Source organism: Providencia sp. PROV003 (assembly GCF_045040775.1).
GTDB lineage: Bacteria > Pseudomonadota > Gammaproteobacteria > Enterobacterales > Enterobacteriaceae > Providencia > Providencia huashanensis.
Map to the genome: position 1 here is coordinate 3301650 of NZ_CP096369.1, position 22334 is coordinate 3323983.

General features: G+C 40.9%; 19 protein-coding genes and 1 tRNA gene. 7 read left to right on the plus strand and 13 right to left on the minus strand.

All coding sequences use genetic code 11. The features are described 5' to 3' along the window. Positions 1–192: 192 nt before the first annotated feature. Positions 193–1134 (minus strand): glyoxylate/hydroxypyruvate reductase GhrA, encoded by a 942-nt coding sequence (ghrA, locus tag M1F14_RS15125; protein WP_042843920.1) that lies wholly within the window; start codon positions 1132–1134, stop codon positions 193–195. A gap of 351 nt (positions 1135–1485) precedes the next feature. On the opposite strand from ghrA, the gene M1F14_RS15130 reads away from it, so the two are divergent. Further along, positions 1486–1573, plus strand: a tRNA-Ser gene (locus M1F14_RS15130). Between the two features lie 8 nt (positions 1574–1581). On the opposite strand, the gene M1F14_RS15135 is transcribed toward M1F14_RS15130, so the two are convergent. From M1F14_RS15135 to M1F14_RS15155, 5 genes are all read right to left on the minus strand, one after another. Continuing rightward, positions 1582–3099 (minus strand): sodium:alanine symporter family protein, encoded by a 1518-nt coding sequence (locus M1F14_RS15135; RefSeq protein ID WP_042843921.1) that lies wholly within the window; start codon positions 3097–3099, stop codon positions 1582–1584. A gap of 86 nt (positions 3100–3185) precedes the next feature. Next, positions 3186–4670, minus strand: a complete 1485-nt coding sequence (locus M1F14_RS15140; protein ID WP_048607112.1) for an aldehyde dehydrogenase — start codon at positions 4668–4670, stop codon at positions 3186–3188. Between the two features lie 15 nt (positions 4671–4685). Continuing rightward, complete coding sequence (gene dapA, locus M1F14_RS15145) at positions 4686–5552, minus strand: 4-hydroxy-tetrahydrodipicolinate synthase (RefSeq protein ID WP_181469253.1); 867 nt, start codon at positions 5550–5552, stop codon at positions 4686–4688. Positions 5553–5570: 18 nt separating this feature from the next. After that, positions 5571–6818 (minus strand): FAD-binding oxidoreductase, encoded by a 1248-nt coding sequence (locus M1F14_RS15150; protein WP_042843924.1) that lies wholly within the window; start codon positions 6816–6818, stop codon positions 5571–5573. A gap of 9 nt (positions 6819–6827) precedes the next feature. Then, on the minus strand, positions 6828–7778 hold the full coding sequence (locus M1F14_RS15155; RefSeq protein ID WP_042843925.1) for a 4-hydroxyproline epimerase: 951 nt from the start codon (positions 7776–7778) through the stop codon (positions 6828–6830). Between the two features lie 152 nt (positions 7779–7930). On the opposite strand from M1F14_RS15155, the gene M1F14_RS15160 reads away from it, so the two are divergent. The 6 genes from M1F14_RS15160 (at position 7931) to dauA (ending at position 15306) form a co-directional block, all read left to right on the plus strand. Next, entirely contained in the window at positions 7931–8734 is an 804-nt protein-coding gene (locus tag M1F14_RS15160; RefSeq protein WP_181469252.1) for a helix-turn-helix domain-containing protein, read from the plus strand. A gap of 236 nt (positions 8735–8970) precedes the next feature. After that, positions 8971–9594, plus strand: coding sequence for a CDP-alcohol phosphatidyltransferase family protein (locus M1F14_RS15165; protein WP_042843928.1), 624 nt, complete (start codon positions 8971–8973; stop codon positions 9592–9594). A gap of 13 nt (positions 9595–9607) precedes the next feature. Beyond that, on the plus strand, positions 9608–11374 hold the full coding sequence (locus tag M1F14_RS15170; RefSeq protein ID WP_181469251.1) for a bifunctional alpha/beta hydrolase/class I SAM-dependent methyltransferase: 1767 nt from the start codon (positions 9608–9610) through the stop codon (positions 11372–11374). Between the two features lie 203 nt (positions 11375–11577). Beyond that, positions 11578–12915, plus strand: a complete 1338-nt coding sequence (locus M1F14_RS15175) for a phosphatase PAP2/dual specificity phosphatase family protein (RefSeq protein ID WP_181469250.1) — start codon at positions 11578–11580, stop codon at positions 12913–12915. Next, complete coding sequence (locus M1F14_RS15180) at positions 12915–13316, plus strand: hypothetical protein (RefSeq protein WP_181469249.1); 402 nt, start codon at positions 12915–12917, stop codon at positions 13314–13316. Before M1F14_RS15175 ends, M1F14_RS15180 begins: the two co-directional genes overlap by 1 nt. Before the next feature lie 274 nt (positions 13317–13590). Further along, entirely contained in the window at positions 13591–15306 is a 1716-nt protein-coding gene (gene dauA / locus M1F14_RS15185; RefSeq protein ID WP_042843932.1) for a C4-dicarboxylic acid transporter DauA, read from the plus strand. Between the two features lie 64 nt (positions 15307–15370). Here the strand turns inward: dauA and M1F14_RS15190 are convergent, their stop codons facing one another. Genes M1F14_RS15190 through hemA form a run of 7 tightly spaced genes read right to left on the minus strand, consistent with a single transcriptional unit; the run spans position 15371 to position 21985 of the window. After that, positions 15371–16105: a tetratricopeptide repeat protein gene (locus M1F14_RS15190; RefSeq protein WP_181469248.1), complete on the minus strand. Its 735-nt coding sequence runs from the start codon at positions 16103–16105 to the stop codon at positions 15371–15373. A gap of 22 nt (positions 16106–16127) precedes the next feature. After that, positions 16128–17030, minus strand: a complete 903-nt coding sequence (locus tag M1F14_RS15195) for a TIGR01212 family radical SAM protein (RefSeq protein WP_048607109.1) — start codon at positions 17028–17030, stop codon at positions 16128–16130. A gap of 12 nt (positions 17031–17042) precedes the next feature. Then, positions 17043–17897, minus strand: a complete 855-nt coding sequence (gene kdsA / locus M1F14_RS15200; protein WP_042843935.1) for a 3-deoxy-8-phosphooctulonate synthase — start codon at positions 17895–17897, stop codon at positions 17043–17045. A gap of 45 nt (positions 17898–17942) precedes the next feature. Continuing rightward, on the minus strand, positions 17943–18752 hold the full coding sequence (gene sirB1 / locus M1F14_RS15205) for an invasion regulator SirB1 (RefSeq protein WP_042844351.1): 810 nt from the start codon (positions 18750–18752) through the stop codon (positions 17943–17945). A gap of 23 nt (positions 18753–18775) precedes the next feature. After that, the gene (gene prmC / locus M1F14_RS15210) at positions 18776–19609 is read right to left on the minus strand and encodes a peptide chain release factor N(5)-glutamine methyltransferase (protein WP_042843936.1); all 834 of its coding nucleotides are present in this window, start codon (positions 19607–19609) and stop codon (positions 18776–18778) included. Further along, a complete protein-coding gene (prfA, locus tag M1F14_RS15215; RefSeq protein WP_042843937.1) occupies positions 19609–20691 on the minus strand; it encodes a peptide chain release factor 1 in 1083 nt (360 codons plus the stop codon). Before prfA ends, prmC begins: the two co-directional genes overlap by 1 nt. Positions 20692–20722: 31 nt before the next feature. Beyond that, positions 20723–21985 (minus strand): glutamyl-tRNA reductase, encoded by a 1263-nt coding sequence (gene hemA / locus M1F14_RS15220; RefSeq protein WP_042843938.1) that lies wholly within the window; start codon positions 21983–21985, stop codon positions 20723–20725. Between the last annotated feature and the right edge of the window lie 349 nt (positions 21986–22334).

Below are 22334 nucleotides of genomic sequence, written 5' to 3' on the forward strand. Positions count from 1 at the left end.
ACATTTTCCTATTTTACAAATCAATAGCCACATCGTCGTGACCAACGCAATGATCTTTTAGTATATCGAAAAAATAGGAAATATATTAGGTAAGAAAAAGAGGAATAACCTCGACAGGTGAATAAATAGAAACAAGATAATAGCGAGTGGCTCTTGGTATACACCGCCCCACTCGCAATAACAGAACAGTAATTAATAACCGCGCTGCATATCAACAACACCAACTGGGGCTTCACCCGCTTCGATACGCTGAATATTACTGGTAATCATATCCATCGCTTCATTAGGTAGCGTAAACGCCGCGACATGTGGCGTAATGGCAATCCGTGGATGTGTCCAAAATGGGTGCATTTGCGATAATGGCTCGCTAGCAAACACATCTAGCGCCGCACCAGCAATTTGCCCTGAATCAAGCGCTGAGAGTAAATCTTGTTCAATTAAATGTGCGCCACGTGCTAAGTTAATCACATATGCGCCTTTTTGTAGCTGGCTAAATAATTGCTGGTTGAGAATGCCAACCGTTTCAGGAGTACTTGGTAATAGGTTGATCACCACACGAGTTCCTGCAAGGAAGCTTGCAAGCTGGTCATGGCCATAATAACTCTTCACTTTATCAAGGTGTTTTTCAGAGCGGCTCCATGTTTTGACGTGGAAACCAAAGCTAACTAGGCGCTTAGCCACCGCTTGCCCTAGAGCACCAGCCCCCATCACACCAATAACAAATTCGTCATGTTGATACGCTGGCAATTGTTTCCATTGGCGCTGTGATTGTAACTGCCGGTATTCATCCATACGACGGAAGTAAGATAAGACTTTCGCACAGGCATATTCTTCCATTTGAATCGCCATCCCCGTATCTTCTAACCGCATAACAGGCACCCCAGCCGGTAATGTCCCAGGGTTATCGTGCTCCTGTTTTAAAATAGCGTCGACACCTGCACCTAATGCAAAAATCCCTTTTAAATCACTGCGCCCAGCTAAACACTCATAAGGGGGTAACCAAACCATGGCATAATCAGCTGCTTGATTATCCCCTTTTTCCCATTGACGAATATTAGCTTGTGGTAATCTAGCACGCATGCCTTCAATCCACTGTTTTGAATCAAAAAATGGATGGTAAAATAAAATATTCATGGCGACTCCTCTTCGGTTTCTAACAGAGTGTGCCGAATGGCTTTTCTTTTCAAGTTAATCAACCTTATACAGCTCACTCTATAAGAATTTTGTTAACTAGCTAACGGTTTTCACTCTCCCTTCTTGCAGTTCAAAATTAACATAACAAATATCAGTCACCCTAAAATATAACAATTAAGATTAGATAATAATCAAATTGATTTTTATTTAGCTAAACAACCATAAATGTGGGAAAAAGAATAAATAGATAGTTGACGCAAGACGCTATTTTCCCTATAGTAGCGCCCCGTTGCAGAGCAGGTTTTTATTACCTACTCCACAACGGATATAGCAGTACAGATTTAGAAAAACGGTGAGGTGTCCGAGAGGCTGAAGGAGCACGCCTGGAAAGTGTGTATACGGCAACGTATCGAGGGTTCGAATCCCTCCCTCACCGCCATTTTTCTTCTAGTTTTCCCTTTCTTCTTTATACAAGACTTCCTTTTCTTGCCCATTTTTAGGGCCAATACCGATACCTCTTTCATGGTACTCGCGGCTAATGTCTTCCCAAAGTTCAGCATTTTCCACCCCTGCTACTTTTGGGTCGAAAACAGGGTCAATTCCCAGTTTTTCTTGTCGTTCATAATCCCGTAAAGCACGCAATGCAGGTTTCGAAAGAAAGACTATCGCGATTAAATTGAGATAACTCATACTACCAAAGCCAATATCGCCTAAACTCCACATTAGGCTAACTGACTCCACACTTCCCATAAAGACGATAATTAAAAATACAAACTTAAGGATCAATTTGAGTACTGGATAAGACAGCTTCCTATCAAGGTAAACGATGGTTGTTTCTGCAATATAATAGTAAGCCATCAGTGTTGTGAAAGCGAAAAGGAATACGGCAATTGAAACAAACCCTGACCCGGCTGAAGTAAATACTGTGGATACCGCCATTTGTGTCCACGCCGTTCCTGCGGCCACTCCTGGGACATATTCAACTAATGCTGTTGCAGAACCGTCAGGGAACACATTGTACATATTGGTCACGAGGATCATCAACCCTGAAGCCGTGCATACCACAACTGTATCAATATAGATTGAAAAGGCTTGGATCAAACCTTGTTTAACCGGATGGCTCACTTCAGCCGCCGCAGAACTGAATGTTGCCTCACCTGCACCAGCAACATTAGAAAAAACAGCTCGGCGTACCCCCCATGAAACCGCAGTACCGATAATTCCACCAAAAACAGCATCCATCCCCATTGCACTACGGAATATCAAGCTAAACATTGCTGGGACTTTCTCATAATGGCTACCTAAAATAATCACCATCATCACGATATAAGCAAGAGCCATAATCGGCACAATTTTATCCGCAGCACTCGCAATACGCTTGACGCCACCAAAGATTAACCACGCCATTAGCACAGTGACGATTACACCTGTCACAATCGGAGGGAGATTGAAAGATGTTTGGAAAGCATCTGCGATGGTATTGGCTTGAATACCAGGAACTAATATCCCATAAGATAAACAAATGACAGCAGCCACCACGATTGCAAACGGTTTTAACTTTAAACCTTTTTCAATGTAGTAAGGGGAGCCGCCTCGATATTGGCCATCAGAACGTTGCTTATAAATCTGAGCTAATGTTGACTCAATAAAAGCACTAGCCCCTCCTAATAGCCCCATGACTACCATCCAAAAAATAGCACCGGGACCACCCGCGGCAACGGCGGTTGCGACCCCAGCAATATTACCAACACCAACGCGACCAGATAAAGCTAAGCAAAATGCTTGGAATGAAGAAATCCCATCCTTTGATGCTTTATTTTCCTTTAATAAACAAACCATTTTGATGATATAGCGAAACTGTACTCCACGTGTCGCTAAAGTAAAGTAAAGCCCCACACCTAGCGATAATATGACTAATGCATTACCCCAGATGTAACCAACGATTGTATTAACGATGGCTTCCATTTTGTACTCCTTCGTTATTGTAATTGTTTATTGTGTGTTTGCAGGGGAAAAAAAACCTGAGCCCTTAGAGCTCAGGTCAACGTTATTTATTGGTGAATAAACCAGATAACTTTCTTTTGTGTATATTGTTCGAAAGCCTCTAACCCATTATCTTTACCGCCAAAGCCTGATTGCCGGAAACCTCCAAACGGCGTAGCGATACTACCCTCACTGAATCCGTTTACCGAAACCGTTCCTGCATTAATACGACGGGCAACATGCATAACTCGATGAATATTCTGACTATAAAACGAGGCCGCTAAGCCGTAGTGCGTATCATTCGCTAAAGCAATTGCTTCATCATCATTTTTAAATGAAGTGACTGCTAAAATGGGCCCGAACACCTCATGTTTAAACAGTGACATTTGGGGAGTAACTTCATCAAAAATTGTCGGCTCGAGATACCAGCCTGAACCTATCTCATGATGGACTTTTCCACCTGTAACGAGTTGACCTCCTTCTTTTATTGTTATGTCCAAAAATGATTGAACCTTCTCAAAATGCGCTTGTTCAATCATAGGCCCTATTGACACCTCAGCCTGTCGTGGATCACCCAATTTCCATTCTTTCAGTGCCATCGTTAGCTTTGCTAATAGTGGCTGTTTAATACTTTCATGTACTATCAGACGAGAACCACAGCTACAGTTTTCACTCATATTCCAAAATGCAGCGGCCAAGATATGCGGAATTGCAGCCTCTATATCTGCATCTTCGAACACAAGTTGCGGGCTTTTACCACCACACTCAAGAATAATTTCTTTTAAGTTACTTTCAGCCGAATACTTTAGAAACAGGCGCCCTACCTCAGTTGAACCAGTAAAGGAAACAACATCAACATCATTGTGCCGCCCAAGTGCCTCACCGACTTTTTCCCCTAAGCCGCATACAAGGCTTAGTGCCCCTTTAGGAACACCCGCTTCATAGGCAAGCTCGACCAAACGATAAGCACTTAACGATGTTAGCTCCGCCGGTTTGACCACCACAGAATTACCCACAGCAAGAGCTGGCGCAACCTTCCATGCAAACATTTGTGCTGGGAAATTCCACGGAAGTACTGCCCCAACCACGCCAATAGGCTCATTAACAATCAGCCCTAGCTCTTGCTGACTAGTTGGTGCAATTTTACCAAACAGCTTGTCGAGAGTTTCAGCATACCAATAGAAAGTTTCAATGGTGGCGGGTAAATCCGTATTTAAACATTCAGTTATTGGTTTACCTGCATCAACACAATCCAACGCAGCTAACTCCTCGCTGTGCAGGCTAATAAGATCAGCCCATTTAAGCATTACAGCTTTACGTTCTTGAGGGGATTGGTCACGCCAAATTCCCTTTTCAAACGTGTTGCGAGCCACTCTTACCGCAGCTTCAATATCTTGGGCATCCCCATCTGCGATATACCCAATGAGGCTATTATCAATCGGCGTACGGTTTTCTAACTTATTATTATGATTTGCATACCCTTCAATCAAATTGCCCGCCCATAATTTCCCTTGATTAGCGCGTTCGAATACCTGTTCTTGAGTGATTTTCATTCTGTGATCCCCCAGCTACGATTTGACTAATTTGATAAATTCATTACGTGCTGCAGTTGCTAAATTTGATAATGGCAAGCGAACAGGCCCCGCATTAAATGAGCCATTTAAGCAGCCAGCTTTAGCTTTTTGGTTATAATCACCTGATTCCATAGAATAAATTGCTGGGTATATGGTCTTCATAATTTGCTTGGCTTTATCCCAATCCCCTAATTGAGCAGCCTCATAAATTGCCACCTGTTCAGATGGGAATACATTACCTGCTCCAGCAATCCAACTTTTAGAGCCCCAGAAGAAAAAGTCCACAGGCTGGTCATCACAACCGCAGATCACTTCAAAGTTTTTAAATGACGTTTGGAGTAAATGAAGTGCGCGGCTAAAACTACCGCTGCTCTCTTTGATAGCGACAATGTTGTCAATTTCTGCCAACTTCATCACCGTATCAATTTCAATTTCTATACCAATACGAGCAGGGAAATTGTACATAATAATGGGTAATGAGGTTGATTTTGCTACTTTTTCATAGTGGGCATATACCCCTTGTTGATCGGGTAGACTATACGGAGGCGGTGATAACATTAAACCTTCATAACCGAGGTTTTTCGCTTGTTCAGCACGTGCGATTGCTCCCTCGGTTGACAAATCGTTAATGCCAGCAATTAATGTCACACGCCCTTTGGCGATTTTGCTGACCGTTGATAATACGGTTTGGCGTTCATCTTCATTTAATGCGTAATATTCACCCGTTGTTCCGCACACGACTAAACCAGTGACGCCCTTTGCAATTAACTGCTCCGTTAGTTCTGCTAATCCACTAATATTTAATGATAAATCATCGTGAAATGGAGTGACTAATGGTACAAGAATGCCATGAAAGTTCATTTGAATTATCCTCAAAATTTAAAGAAAACGCTCAATAGAAAACGGACTACAATCGACGGCTGTCGGCTGTTCATGAATAAAACAATTAACTATATCTGCGGTGATAGCCGCTTGGGTTAACCCTAGGTGTTGGTGCCCAAAGGCAAAGATATACGGGCCTTTGTGATCAATTACGGGTAAAGAATCTGATGTGGAAGGGCGAAACCCCATCCACGGCGTTGATTCTTGGCTATTAAGCGGGGTGGTTAGCATCGGTTCTGCTAAGGGAAGAAAATGATGAGCACGTTGCATATTCGGCGCTCGTTTTAACCCTGCATATTCAACAGTACCCGCAAGGCGTAATCCCCCAGCCATTGGGGTCATAATAAAACGCCTATCCATACTTGAAACAGGAATATTCAGCCGCCGCCCCTCCTGCGGCAACATTAAATGATAACCCCGCTCAGTTTCTAGCGGCACATTAATGCGACTGACCATTCTGACTAATGATTTAGAAAATGCGCCGCCTGCGATCACGACTTTTCGTCCTGAAAATACGCCTTGCGTTGTTGTTACTGTCGCTTCCAAATTTGAAGTTGAAGTAATTTGCGTTACTTCACAGTGGGTTAACACTCGGCCACCCAAATTGATAAACGACTGAGTGAGCCTTGAGTGCAATTCTGCTAAATCAATAACATGCCCAGTATCAGGGTAGAAAATCCCTCCCAACTGGCTTGTTGATAGAGCTGGCTCACGCTGCAATAGTTCAGCTTGTTGAATTAATTGGTTTTTAACACCAATTTTTGTAAGGTATTCACTATGTTCACCCAGCTTATCAAGGGTTTCATTTTTTTCTGCAACCAATAACGACCCTTCCATTTTAACAAGGTCACTAAGTTGCCATTTTTGAATAAAAGTTTGCCATGAATCAAAAGCAGCACGATTCAACGTGGTCAATGTACGGTGGATGTGTGTAAAAGGCTTGTGACGCATATTACCCACCAGCTTACATAACCATGGTGTTAACGGTAATAAATAGCGCCAATCTAAACGTAAGGGCCCAAGCGGGTCGAGAAGCATTTTCGGAATGGATTTTAACACTGCAGGGTCGGCAATAGGAAATACCTGTTCAGTTGCAATATGCCCTGCATTACCAAACGAAGCTCCAGAGCCAATTTCATGTTTATCAATGAGCAACACATCCGTACCATTAGCTTGCACACTTAGTGCAATACTTAAGCCAATAATACCACCACCAATCACGACTACAGGATATTGATAAGCCATACCATTCCCCTACGAAACCGAAATGCCAAAACGGAATGGGTCTTGCTCATCAATAAGCAAGGTATTTTGACCACTAATGTAAGCGTTGCCTCTAATCGTAGGGATAATCCCATTCGCATCAGCATGCTGAAAACTAGCTTGAAATTGGCTTCCGATAACACTGGCTTGATGCCACACTTCACCAGCCACTAATTTTTTATCCGCAGCAAGGCAAGCTAGTTTTGCACTTGTTCCCGTACCACAAGGTGAACGGTCATAAGCGCCCCCAGGGCAAAGAACAAAACTTTGACTGTTCGCTGTTGGGTGTGAACTAAATAACTCAATATGGTCAATTTCTTGGTTATCTTTACCAAAAACTTTTTGGTCTAATAAGGCTTGTTTTATTTTTAAACAGATTTCTGTCAGTAGGTTTACTTGTTGAAAATTGACTGCAACAGGCGAATTTTCAACTAAGAAAAACCAATTCCCTCCCCAAGCGATATCTCCAGTGATGGTGCCAACTTCAGGGACATCAATCTGTACACCTTTACGATAACGATATGAATAAACATTTTGAATACTCACACTGCCATCCTGATGTAACTCGGCGGTGACTTCGCCTACGGGGGTTTCAATTAAGTGTTTTCCATATGAAATCTGCCCTAAAAAATGCAATGACGCGACTAAGCCAATTGTGCCGTGACCGCACATGCCTAAGTAACCTTCATTGTTGAAGAAAATAACACCAGCTGCGGCAGCTGGGTTTTGCGGCTTACATAGGAGTGCGCCGACAAGAATATCGTTACCTCGAGGCTCTAAAATGGTTGTACGACGCCAATCATCATGATGCTCACGCAGTAACTCTAATCGTGCAGCTATACTTTCATTTCCCAACTCAGGGAAACCGCCGATCACTAAACGCGTTGGTTCTCCGGCGGTATGAGAATCTATAACTTCAATTTTTTTATATTGAGATTGCATTTGTTAGCACCCTATCCACTTTAATTGTTAATAGAATGCTTGATTTTTGTTAACAACTCTTGATATCTTTCCAATCAACTTATGCGTTTTTCTGCACAATCTCAAAATATTTAAGAAAATTAGTTAAATTAATTTAAGAACCGGAGAACAGCATGATCAATTTAAATAAATTATTATTGATTAGTCAGGAAAATATGCTTTTTCCCGTTGATAATATTGATACTTTGTTAAATCACCTAGGTTTAGTGATGCCTCTTATAAATACATTGCCTAATGTGACTTTCTTTGTGAAAGACCATAATGCAAAGTATTTACTTGCGAATGATAATTTAGCCACTCGCTGTAAAATTGAGCATGTTAACCATGTAGTAGGTAAAAGCGCTGAAGATATTTTCCATTCTGAGTTAGGCCAAAGTTATAGTTCACAAGATTATTTAGTGATGGAAAAGAAAATTAGTGTCATCAATAAACTTGAACTTCATCTCTATAAAGCAGGTTTACTGGGTTGGTGTTTAACCACTAAAGTTCCTATTTTTAATACGAATAACCAAGTCATTGGGGTTGCTGGTATTTCAGTTGACCTTCAAGACGCGAAATCAGTGAGTCCAAAACTAAACAACCAACTTAGTCGAGTTGAACGCTACATTAGCGATAACTTTGATACTGCGATTAAAATGACAACGCTTGCGGAAATTTCCGGCTTATCTCTATCCCAATTGAATCGCCAATTTAAAGCTATTTTCTTGATCACTCCTCAGCAATATATTCAAAAAAAGCGTCTTGAACATGCTATTGAATTATTGGAGGATAATTATTCAATCACTGAGATTTCCAGTAAATGTGCCTATGCTGATCACAGTGCGTTTTGCCGTAAATTCAAAGAAATGACAACCATGACGCCTAGCCAATTTAAACGGATGCGAGCAGCCATAGACAGACAAAAAATAATTGCCTAATTAATACTGAACTACTCAGTAAAGATTAGATAATGAAAGTTATTTAACATTCATTGATAATGTTTATTTTATATTTTAATTCAATGAGTTAGCCAACACTCAATCTCAATTTCTACTCTATTCTCCCTTTTCTATAATATTAACTTAAGATAGCTCTTATTGTGGCTTAAGATGGATCGCGTATTGATATGTCACAAACCTGCATACTATTCGCAGTGATAGGAAAGGATAAACCAATGACAATTTATGATCTGAAACCTAAATTTCAAGATCTACTCCGCCCGCTAGTGCGTTACTTATTTAAAGCCGGTGTGACAGCAAACCAAGTGACTATAGCCGCGTTACTTTTATCCGTAATGGTCGGTGCTGTTTTATTTTTCTTCCCCAACCCTCACTTGTTTGCTTTATTACCTTTTATTTTGTTTATTCGGATGGCATTGAATGCGATTGATGGCATGCTAGCCAGAGAACATCAGCAAAAAAGCAACCTTGGTGCATTTTTAAATGAGCTCTGTGATGTCATTTCTGATATCGCTTTATACCTACCATTTATTGTTATTTTTCACTCGTCCTTCTGGTTGATATTATTGATTTTAGTACTGTCAGTATTAACCGAGTTCATCGGTGTCATTGCCCAAGCCATTGGTGCATCACGACGCTATGATGGCCCTATTGGTAAAAGTGACCGTGCGTTTATTTTTGGGGCTCTAGGGTTATTGGTGAGCATATTCCCACACATAGCCTTATCAAACTGGGTTATTTACCTGTTGGTTATTATGTCATTGTTGCTGTTTTATACCTGCTATAACCGTATCCAGCGAGCACTTGCTCAGTTAAATACACCACTGGATAATAAATAATTAAGGAATAATTATGAACGTTCAGACAGATTATCTGACGCAACGCTCCGTTACCGAATCACACTTTACAACTAGCGACCATGCCTCTATTTTTTATCGCTATTGGCCAACTGAAACCCCCACTCAGAAAGCTATTGTCTTATTCCATCGCGGTCACGAGCATTCAGGGAGAGTGGCTCATTTAGTTGATGAATTAAATTTACCTGACTTTGCAATGTTCGCATGGGATGCTCGTGGGCATGGTCGAAATGACGGCCCGAGAGGTTATAGCCCCTCATTAAGTACATCTATTAGTGATGTAGATGAATTTATTCGCTATATATCTAGGCAGTATCAGATACCATTAGAAAATATCATTGTTATCGGCCAAAGCGTTGGCGCAGTGCTCGTCTCCTCTTGGGTACATGATTACGCCCCCAAAATCCGCGCAATGGTATTAGCTTCCCCCGCATTTAAAGTTAAATTATATGTCCCATTTGCACGTACTGGCTTAGCTTTAATGCAAAAAGCTCGTGGTTTGTTTTATGTTAATTCGTATGTAAAGGCAAAATTTCTCACCCATGACCAACAAAGAATTGATTCGTTTAATCGTGACCCTTTAATCACTCGCCCTATCGCTGTTAATATTTTACTCGAACTGTACAAAACGGCCGATAGAATCGTCGCAGATGCAGGTGCGATTACATTACCAACCCAATTATTTATTTCAGGTAGTGATCACGTGGTTCACCACCGCCCTCAACACCAATTCTTTGAAAAACTGAATACACCAATTAAAGAAAAACATGTGTTACCCGGTTTTTATCACGATACGTTAGGCGAAAAAGAGCGCCATATTCCTATTGAAAAAATTCGGGGTTTTGTCGAAAAACTGTTTAGTTTTCCCCTTTATCAACATAATTACCAATATGAAGACACCTGGAGTGTTAGCGCAGAAAAATACCGCACTCTAATGACCCCGCTCCCTAAATGGTGCCCTAAAAACCTTATGTATAAAACCATGAGCAAATCCATGAGTACGCTTGGAAAAGCCTCTGAAGGGATACGTATTGGTTATGACAAAGGCTTTGATTCTGGTTCAACATTGGATTATGTATATCGTGATAAAGCCCAAGGAAAAGGCTTATTTGGCCGTATTATTGATAGACAATATCTCAATAGCATTGGCTGGCAAGGAATACGCCAACGAAAAGTAAACATTGAAAACATTTTACGCCAAGCTATTCGTGAGCTAAGCGAAAATGGCATACCTGTTCGGATCATGGATATTGCTGCTGGCCAAGGCCGTTATATCTTTGACGCTATTAATGATTATGGCAAAGTCGAATCTGTTTTGTTACGCGATTATAGCTCAGTCAATGTTGAACAAGGCCGTTTACATATTAAGCAACGTTACCTTGAGGATAAGATCCAGTTTATAGAAGGTAATGCATTTGATGCTGACTCCTTAGCTGCGGTAACACCATCACCAACGATAGGTGTAGTCAGTGGTTTATATGAGCTTTTCCCCAGTAATGAGTTAATTAAGCAATCATTAAATGGGCTTTCTCGTGCCATACCTTCAGGCGGTTTACTTATTTATACTTGCCAGCCTTGGCACCCCCAAGTCGAAATGATCGCGCGCGTACTACCAAGCCACCAAGGCGGCCAAGCATGGGTAATGCGTTGCCGAAGCCAAGGCGAAATGGATACATTAGTTGAAGAAGCAGGTTTTGAAAAATTAAACCAATCTATCGATAACTGGGGTATATTCAGTGTATCTATAGCTAGACGCCGCTAATTTACTTTCATAGTAAGTGATTGATAGTATGATTAATTTCGCCATCAATCACTTACCTTTAGCGGCCGTCATTATTGGTTAACATCAACGCTGTTATGTCATGAAAGCTGATTTGAAACGACCTTATACAACATATATACCTATTTATATGGCTATTGTTTATCATTAACCTATCCGTACTTTAAGGAAGATAGCAAAGGACTATGACTGTAATTTCTATTCCTAAACAAGCACCATCACGACGTCAAATTATATTATATGGCTTGTTATGGCTCGCGTTCTTAGCCCCTTTTTTCTTTCTAACTTATGGCCAAGTTAATGCTTATACCGCAACATTAAACCATGTCCCTTCCGTTGTTTTTTCTTGGGAGCCAGAGATCCCTTTTATCCCTTGGACGATCATTCCCTATTGGAGCATCGACCTTCTATATGGGCTATCGCTATTTATTTGCACAACTCGTAAGGAACAAACGATACACGGGTTACGACTCGCTATGGCTTCGGTTGTCGCTTGTATTGGTTTTTTATTATTTCCCCTTAAGTTTAGTTTCTCTCGCCCAACGACAGATGGCCTTTTTGGCTGGATGTTTGATAGCTTAGAGTTATTTGACCTACCCTTTAACCAAGCCCCATCATTGCATATTATTTTATTATGGATCTTATGGTTACGATTTCGTGCTCATACACCTAACAAATGGCGTTGGTTGCTCCATAGTTGGTCTGTATTAATTTTAATTTCAGTTCTCACTACTTGGCAGCACCATTTTATTGATGTAATAACTGGCTTTGCTGTTGGCATCATAATTAGTTATTTGTTACCTATGCATACCCGCTGGCAATGGCATTACACGGGTTCTCCTCGTAGCTTCAAAATGAGTAAAAATTATGGCTTAGGGTCAATATTTTGTTTTGCTTTAGCTTTTTTTATTCAAGGTACAGCATGGTTATTACTCTGGCCTGCAATAGCATTATTTTTTATCACTGTAGGCTATTTGGGAGCCGGCGCTAGTGTCTTCCAAAAAACCCCCGACGGCAAAATTTCCCTTTCAGCCGCTATCCTCTTACTGCCTTATCGGCTCATTGCTTGGGGAACCTATCATTACTTTGCTAAACATTGTGCACAACCGAGTATTATCAATGCGTATATTGTTTTGGGAGGGCGCCCGCTTTATCCTTTGCAAACACAAGCCGTTTTAGATATGACTTGCGAATGGCCTCGCAATACTTATAGCGCAGGGCAAGCTTACTGTAGCCAACCACAAATTGATTTGTTACCACTAAGCGCAGAAGATATCGAAAAATCAGTACATAGCATGGACCAGCTAGCAAAATTTGGTACTGTTTACATTCACTGTAAGCTAGGCTATTCACGTAGTGCTACGGTTGCTGTTGCATGGTTAGTCCACCATGGTGATGCAACAAACATAGAAGAAGCAATCGCGTTAGTTGAACAAGCACGGCCACAAGTTATTTTGAATGCGGCAACGAAAGAACAACTAAACTATTGGTATACACAATATCATTTAAATAGAGTGGCATAATGAATACTTTGATGGATAAAAATCATGGCGATATAATTATTGCTTTCACTAATAGCTGGCGCTATTTAGCAACGGGCTCCATTTTATCCTTTATTTGTCAGTTTAGCCTATTCCTCTGTTTAAATTATAATAAATACTATTTATTTATTGCCATAATTATATTTATTATTAGTCATTATTATATTTATCGACTTTGGTTAGATTACCATTTCTTTAAAATTATCTATCACCAAGAAAACACCAAAGCCTTTGATAATACTTTAACTTTTTTATTTCCCAGGAAAACCAAAGACAGAAGTATGGAGCAACGCTGGTACGGCACCAAACAGCTATTTACCCGGGCATTACTGTCAGTACTATTACTTTGGTTATGGTTATTAATTACTGTAGTTACATTATAAGTAAATTAATTAGTGGTGATTAATATATTATTTACTATTAATCCCCACTAAAAAACACTAATTAAATATAATTTAAACCGGCAAAATTAAATAGCCGAATAAAATAAAACTGGCTATTTAACATTATAATATAATGGCTTTTTTTACTTTCACCACTGAAAACGTTATGATAATTGCAGATTCATTGATACATAACAGTTTTTTTCAGGTTGCTAAGCGTATCATTATAGATACATTTTCGTTTATTTTTCACCCTGTTATTTGGTAGGGTATAATGAGTACAAAAAAAATTAATAGTTTGCGTCCTTTTAGTGCGCTGATAGATTCTTGTTGGAAAGAAAAATATACCGTTGCCCGCTTAGTTAAAGACTTAATCGCGGGGATTACCGTTGGGATTATCGCAATCCCTTTAGCTATGGCATTAGCGATTGCAAGTGGCGTTCCACCGCAGTATGGGTTATATACTGCAGCAATTGCTGGGGTTATTATTGCCATAACTGGTGGGTCGCGCTACAGCGTTTCAGGGCCAACGGCTGCTTTTGTTGTAATTTTATACCCAGTATCGCAACAGTTTGGGCTAAGTGGGCTACTCGTGGCAACACTGATGTCAGGTATCATACTCCTTGCCATGGGCTTTGCTCGTTTTGGTAAATTTATTGAGTATATCCCTGTTTCCGTTACTTTAGGGTTTACCTCAGGTATCGCAATTACCATAGCAACCATGCAAATAAAAGATTTCTTTGGCTTGCAAATGGAACATGTGCCTGAAAACTATGTTGATAAGCTAATTGCGATTGGGAACACATTTCCAACGCTCCAATACAGTGACACACTCATTGGTTTATCAACCTTATTAGTTCTTATTTTTTGGCCAAAATTAAAATTAGCCTTTCCGGGGCATTTACCCGCTCTGGTTGTTGGTACTATCGTGATGTGGGTACTTTCATTATTTGGTCAAGAAGTGGCGACTATAGGTTCTGAATTTAGCTATTTACTTCCGGATGGCACCGAAGGTAATGGTATTCCGCCTATTCTTCCACAATTTATTTTACCGTGGGAACTCCCAGGAAGCTCACCAATTAGCTGGGGGATGATCACCGCATTAATGCCAGCCGCCTTTTCTATGGCTATTTTAGGTGCAATTGAGTCCCTACTTTGTGCTGTTGTATTAGACAATATGACAGGTAAAAAGCACCATTCAAATAGTGAACTCATTGGCCAAGGTATCGGGAATATTGCAGCGCCATTTTTTGGTGGTATCACAGCAACAGCAGCCATTGCACGCTCTGCGGCTAACGTACGTGCTGGAGCGACATCGCCAATATCTGCCGTGATCCACTCAATATTAGTCATACTCACCTTGCTCGTATTGGCTCCAATGCTTTCTTACCTACCACTCGCAGCAATGTCGGCTTTACTATTAATCGTTGCATGGAACATGAGTGCGGCTGGTAAAGTGATGTACCTAATTAAGCGCGCTCCAAAAGATGACATTATTGTATTAGTTCTTTGTATGTCTTTAACCGTGCTATTTGATATGGTTATTGCTATTACCGTTGGTATCGTTCTTGCCTCATTGCTGTTTATGCGTCGTATCGCCAACATGACTCGCTCAACACAACTTGCTGAAACCGATGAAGAAAAAAGCCGCTTAGTCGTTCGTATTAATGGCCCATTGTTCTTTGCCGCAGCCGAACGCATTTTCGATGAGCTACGGGTAAAAAGTGAAGGCTATGAAAGCATTATCATGCAGTGGGATGCTGTACCAGTTCTTGATGCGGGTGGTTTAGAAGCCTTTGAGAAATTCATAGAAGCGGTACAAAAAGATACACATATTTTAGTCTGTGATATCCCGTTCCAACCATTAAAAACATTAGCTCGCGCTAAAGTTATACCTATTGAAGGTGTATTGAGTTTCCATAACTCAATAGATAATGCATTGGAAGCAGTTAAAGAAATAGAGCAGAGTAAGGCGCCCACCCAAAAGTGACCCTGTAACAATTTAATTCTTTACTCTCGAAACCGCCACGTTAAATCACGTGGCGGTTTTCACATTAATATTCTAAACAAAACATTTCGTTTCCTGCATTTTTACCTTTCTCACAAGCAAGTTCCCTAAGTTTTTTAGCTTTTTTCGGATCAATTCTTACCGTGCCTGTATTATCTTCAGAAAATTTAAATGCAGCCATCCATTCCGCATAGCCGGGATACGTCATATCATCAGCCTTATCAAACCATTGCTGCGCTTGTTTTTCATCTTTAGGGACACCTTGACCATCTAAATAGATAACCCCTAACCAAATTGGGGCAGTAAAATAATCAGGATTATTAAGAGCAACCACTTCATTAAGTAAATTCACTGACTGTGCGTAGTCTGTTTTACCAGCAGTTGGGTTAATTAAAGACTCTGCTAGGCTAATTTTCCCTCTAATACTGCCCAACTCAACCGCTTTTTTTGCATTTTTCCTTGCTTCAATAAACTCATCGTTAAAATAACTATCATTTAATAAGCTAATATCAGCCAATAATGCATATCCATCCGCATTACCATTCTTAGCTGCTTCATTGGCCCACAAGCGAGCACTATTGAGGTTTTGTAAAACACCTAAACCAGAAAAATACATCTCGGCTAATTGATATTGTGCTAATGCATCATTATTAATTGCTTTTTGCTGTGTCTGGGTAAAAACCTGCTTATCTTCGGGTGTAATATCTAGTTGAGCAACAGAATGAAAAGAAATAAAAAAAACAGAGGATACTATAATAGCGGTGTGATTTATCCGTAACATAAAATACTCTCATTAAAATAAATTAAAGTGCAGAACCTTGCCCGCCATTTTTTAAAAAATACTGATATAAATTATTCATTCCAACCCAATGATTTTCACACCACAAAGGTGCCAATAAGGTAGGTTTCCTTGCGCTAGCACTAATGCGGTGATAAACAATTTCAGGTGGTGTATAACGGATCATTTCCCCTGCAATTTGAGTATATTCATCAAGAGAAAGTGTTGCTAAGCGCCCTGCTCTCCAGCCTTTAGCCATCACACTGCCTTCGACGATATGTAATGGATGAAGTTTAATGCCATCAGTACCACAATTGAGTACTTTTTCGAGTGTCTGCATGTTCATTTGCATATTCTCACCCGGTAAACCACAAATTAAATGGGTGCAGACTTTTAGCCCTAATCGGCGGGCTTTTTGTGTAGTCTGCTGATAAGCAGCAAACCCATGACCACGGTTAATGCGATGCAATGTTTTATCATGGCCGCTTTGTAGTCCTAGTTCGAGCCAAATTTCATAGCCTTGTTCTTTATATTCGCTCAATAAAGATAATACAGAGTCGGGAACGCAGTCTGGACGAGTACCAACACACAGGCCAATAATATCCGCTTGCTGTAATGCCTCTTCATATAACTTCTTGAGTAGGCTCACTTCTGCATAAGTACTTGTATAAGCTTGAAAATAAGCAAGATAGCGCTTTGCTCGAGAAATGCGGGAGACTTGATGATTAATTTGCTCGCTAATTGTTTGCGAAGATTGGCTTTCATCTGAAAAGGAAGCGACATTACAAAACGTACAACCGCCTCGGCCGAGAGTACCATCACGGTTTGGGCAACTAAAACCACCATGTAACGTGATTTTATAAATTTTTTCACCATATCGACGCTGTAAATCAGCGCCGAACATGGAAACAACTTCAGTTAGTTGCATGTCACGTCTGATTTAGCGACTTGTATCTAACTCAGGGAAGCTTTTAACAACTTCATCAATTGCTTTCATTTGCTTCAGGAATGGTTCTAATTTATCTAAAGGCAGTGCTGATGGGCCATCACAACGTGCATTGTCTGGGTCTGGATGCGCTTCAAGGAATAACCCGGCGATCCCCACCGCCATACCCGCTCTAGCTAACTCTGCAACTTGCCCACGACGACCACCCGATGCCGCTCCAAATGGGTCACGACACTGTAAGGCATGCGTCACATCGAAAATGACAGGGCAACCTTTAGAAGATTGAACCATCACGTTAAAACCTAGCATATCAACGACTAAGTTATCATAACCAAAGTTTGCACCACGATCGCAAAGAATAATTTTATCGTTACCGCCTTCAATAAATTTCTCAACGATATTACCCATTTGCCCTGGGCTAATAAATTGTGGTTTCTTAATATTAATGACTGCATCCGTTTTTGCCATAGCAGCGACAAGGTCGGTCTGACGAGCCAAAAAAGCAGGTAATTGGATAACATCGACCACTTCAGCTACAGGTGCAGCCTGTGCCGGTTCATGGACATCCGTAATGATTTTAACGCCAAAGGTTTGTTTCAGTTCTTGGAAGATTTTCATCCCTTCTTCAAGACCTGGTCCACGATATGAATGTATTGATGAACGATTAGCCTTGTCAAATGAGGCTTTAAATACGTAAGGGACCCCCAGTTTTTGCGTCACAGTGACATAATGCTCACACACTTTCATCGCCATATCACGAGATTCAAGCACATTCATTCCGCCAAATAACACAAACGGCAAGTCGTTCGCGACATTGATATCACCAATATTGACTACTTTCTGTTGCATACTCTTACCTTTAATATTTAGACAGGCTATCTGTCTGTACGTTAATTAATGTAATATGACTGGATGGTTATCCAATGAGTAAATTTGTATTTTAATCATTTCAGATACGGGGTCTTCTGGGCAATGTTCAATAAAGTAATTGAGATCACTTAATGCCACATGGTTGCAATCTAAATGTGCAAGTATTAGCCCACGATCACGAATTTCATAAGGGTCTTCTGGGTCGAGTGTCAGTAGCGTTTCGCAAACTTTAAGCGCTAACTCCATCTTTTTCTCTTCCATTAGCGCTGCTTTTAATGTGTCAAAGATTTTACGGATAACAACACTATTTTCTGCGGTCTCAAGTTGGTCATAAAAAAACTCAGAAAAAGGGTCAACGGTGCCCTTTAACCACATATTAAGAGTATGCAATGATAATGAATCGCCATTTACAGGGTTAATAACCCACTGTGAACCATCATTTTTTTCTGCAATGAACAATAATTGTGTCGGGAAAATCGCTGGCGCTATCTCTATACCTAAACGCTCTGCAATATATAAAAAAAGCGAACCGAGGGATACGGGCGTCCCTTGCTTGGAAGATAATACTTTATCAAGCCACAACATATCAGACAGTGAATAAATCCCTTCTGCCGGGCCAAATGACCAATCCCGATAGAACAAAGTAATAAGTTGTTCAATTTTTGACTCATTATCAGCTTGTAAATCAATAGCTGTTTGTGCCGCTGAAACTAAACTATCTAACTGAGCTTGCACTTTCATTAGTGGAAAATCATGGCGGATACATTGTGAAACGGCCATGATCCCTTCACTTAAGGGGAGTTGGTTAAATTCTATATTCGCTATGGTTTTCATTACATTTCCACTGCTGTGCCCACTTAACCATTCCATTGACCAAGTGAAATTCTTTCTCGTCCACCATAATCAAGGCATGTCTCAATTTTGGTGTACCCATGTTCTTTAAATAAACCACGCACCGCGGGACCTTGTGTCCAACCGTGTTCAAGTAGTAACCACCCTTGATTCTTAATATATTTTTTAGACTCTTGAATAATATGTGCTAAATCGGCTAACCCTTCATTTTCAGCGACTAAAGCCGTTAAAGGTTCAAAACGCACATCCCCTTCACTTAGGTGATTATCATTTTCGTCAATGTAAGGTGGATTACTAATAATCATATCAAATTGTTGAAGAGATAGTGAAGCGAACCAATCACTTTGTATAAATTGCACATTTGAAATATTTAATCGCTGTTGATTTCGTTGAGCAAGTTTAACCGCGTCAGGGTTAAAATCTACACCGATAACCTTGCTTTTAGGCATCTCAGATGCCAAAGCTAGTGCAATTGCCCCAGTTCCAGTACCTAAATCCAATAATTGGCTGGATTGTTCTGTTAAACGAGATAAAGCCTGCTCGACGATACATTCTGTATCAGGCCTAGGGATTAATGTGGCGGGAGAAACATACAGCGGAAGTGACCAGAACTCACGTTCGCCAACGATATAGGCAATCGGCTCACCTTTTTCTCTTCGTTGCAAAAGTGATTCTGCATGTTGAAACTCTTCTGCTTTTAATGTTGTTTCACCAAAAGCAAATAGATAGGTACGACTACGGCCTGTCACATGTTCCAGCAAAATCTCTGCGTCACGCTTTGCACTGTCACTTGCAGACAGCCGGTTAGCTGCCTGCTTTAGCCATTCTGTGTACTGCATTATTCCTGCTCAGACAACGCTGAAAGTTGGTCTGCTTGGTATTCGTTAATAATTGGTTGGATTAACGAATCTAATTTCCCTTCCATTACTTCATCTAAACGATACAAAGTTAGGTTGATGCGGTGATCTGTCACACGCCCTTGAGGGAAGTTATATGTGCGAATGCGGTCAGAACGGTCACCTGTTCCTAATAGATTTCGGCGCTCAGAAGCCTCTGCTGCATGGCGTTTATCCATTTCAGCTTGGCGAATACGAGCACCTAGCACAGACATTGCTTTCGCTTTATTTTTATGCTGAGAACGCTCATCTTGGCATTCAACCACGATCCCTGTTGGGATGTGCGTAATACGAATCGCTGAGTCAGTTGTGTTTACGTGCTGACCACCCGCTCCCGATGAACGGAATGTATCGATACGCAGGTCTGCTGGGCTGATTTCAGGCAATTCCGCTTCAGGGAGTTCTGGCAAAATAGCGACGGTACACGCTGATGTGTGAATACGGCCTTGTGATTCAGTTTCAGGGACACGCTGAACTCGGTGACCTCCTGATTCGAACTTCAAACGCCCGTATACGCTGTCCCCTGAAATTTTGGCAATGACTTCTTTAAAACCACCATGCTCACCATCACTGGTGCTCATTAATTCCACTCGCCAACGATTATTTTCTGCATAACGACTATACATACGGAATAAGTCACCTGCGAAAATAGCGGCTTCATCGCCCCCAGCTCCAGCACGGATTTCAACAAAACAGTTATATTCATCATCAGGATCTTTTGGAAGTAACAATAATTGTAACTGCTGTTCTAGCTCTTCATTGCGCGCTTTCGCTTCTTTTAGCTCTTCTTGAGCCATCTCTTTCATTTCAGGATCATCCAGCAGTAATTCTGCTGTTTCAATATCATCCTGTACTGTACGCCATGCGGTGAAGCATTTAGCCACATCAGATAATTGAGAATATTCTTTAGATAAAGCACGAAAACGGTCTTGATCGGCAATCACACCCGCATCGGCAAGGTGCGCTTCAATTTCTTCGTAGCGTTCTTGTAATGCTTCTAGTTTTGCGACAATAGAAGGCTTCATTCGTTATATCAGACCTATGATTAAAAAGTGGTTATTGATGGTCCAGCCCTAAGCTGTCCCTAAGTAGATTTAGACGCTCAATATCACCATTTCCTGCTGCTTGTTGCAAGGATTTGGTTGGGGCGTGAATAAGACGATTGGTTAATTGTTGCGATAATTGCGTGATCACTTGCTCAGGGTCTGCGCCTTGGCGAATTGCCATTAACGCTTTTTCAGCCATATTAGCCCGAATGACCTCAGCTTGTGCTCTATAATCGCGAATTGTAGACACTGCCGCTTGTGAGCGTAACCAATCCATAAAGTGACTACTTTCTTGCTCAACAATAAATTCAGCTTCAACGGCGGCTGCTTTTCTCTGAGCAAGGTTCTGTGCAATGATAGATTCAAGATCATCCACAGTATAGAGATACACATCCCTTAGTTTTTCAACATCTTGTTCTATATCACGGGGAACTGCAATGTCTATCAACAACATTGGTTTACTGCGGCGCACTTTCATTGCGCGTTCAACCATCCCTTTACCGATAATAGGTAGTGGGCTTGCTGTAGAACTAATGACAATATCTGCTTCCGCTAAGCGGTTATCAATATCTGATAACGAAATCACCTGAGCATTCACTTCATTGGCTAATAGTTCTGCCCGTTCACGAGTCCGGTTTGCTATCATCATTTTTTGCACACCATGTTCACGTAAATGGCGAGCAACAAGCTCGATAGTTTCACCTGCGCCGACTAACAAAATATTTAAGTGCTTGAGTGATTCAAAAATTTGCCGAGCAAGTGTACAAGCTGCAAATGCGACTGAAACGGCATTCGCCCCAATTTCGGTTTCTGTACGTACACGCTTAGCAACCGAAAAAGATTTTTGAAAAAGACGCTCCAGCTCACTTGATAAAGAATGGTTGCCTTGTGAAAGTGCAAACGCTTTTTTCACTTGCCCTAAGATTTGTGGTTCCCCTAGTACCAAGGAATCCAAACCACTTGCTACACGCATTAGGTGACTAACTGCTCTATCATCTTGATGCCAATACAAACTGGGTTGTAAATCTTTTGGGGTAATACCGTGAAAATCACACAACCATTTCACTAGCTGTTCTTGAGCCCGATCTTGCGATTCAAGGCTCAGGTATAGCTCTGTTCTATTACAGGTAGACAGCACAACGCCACCACTCACTTGGGGCTGCTTAAGTAGGTCCTCAAGTGCGTAGTCTATTTTTTCAGGACCAAACGTTACCCGCTCACGCAGGGCAACAGGTGCTGTTTTATGGTTGATGCCTAAGGCTAATAAGGTCATTGTGCTTTACGACTTACTCACATTGCTTACATTGCTAATTATTTTCAGTAGCGCCTATCAATTAAGTTAACCATTGGCAGTACTGTTATTTATATTTTTCTATTGTAAATGATCCGCGCCCCTCTTTCTACGGTTTGCAAAGCGCTAACCCTCAGAAAGATGACCAACACCAAAAAATAAACCTAAAAAATGGCTTTCAATGGCTGTTTTTACAGGTTAAAGCAGATATCGGTTTTATAATTTATTAATATATCGTTACCAATTATCAGCCACATCATTATTAACTACAATAAGATGCATAAAGAATGCAATTATTTCGCACAGAAAGCAAACGCGGGCTGTTTGCCGT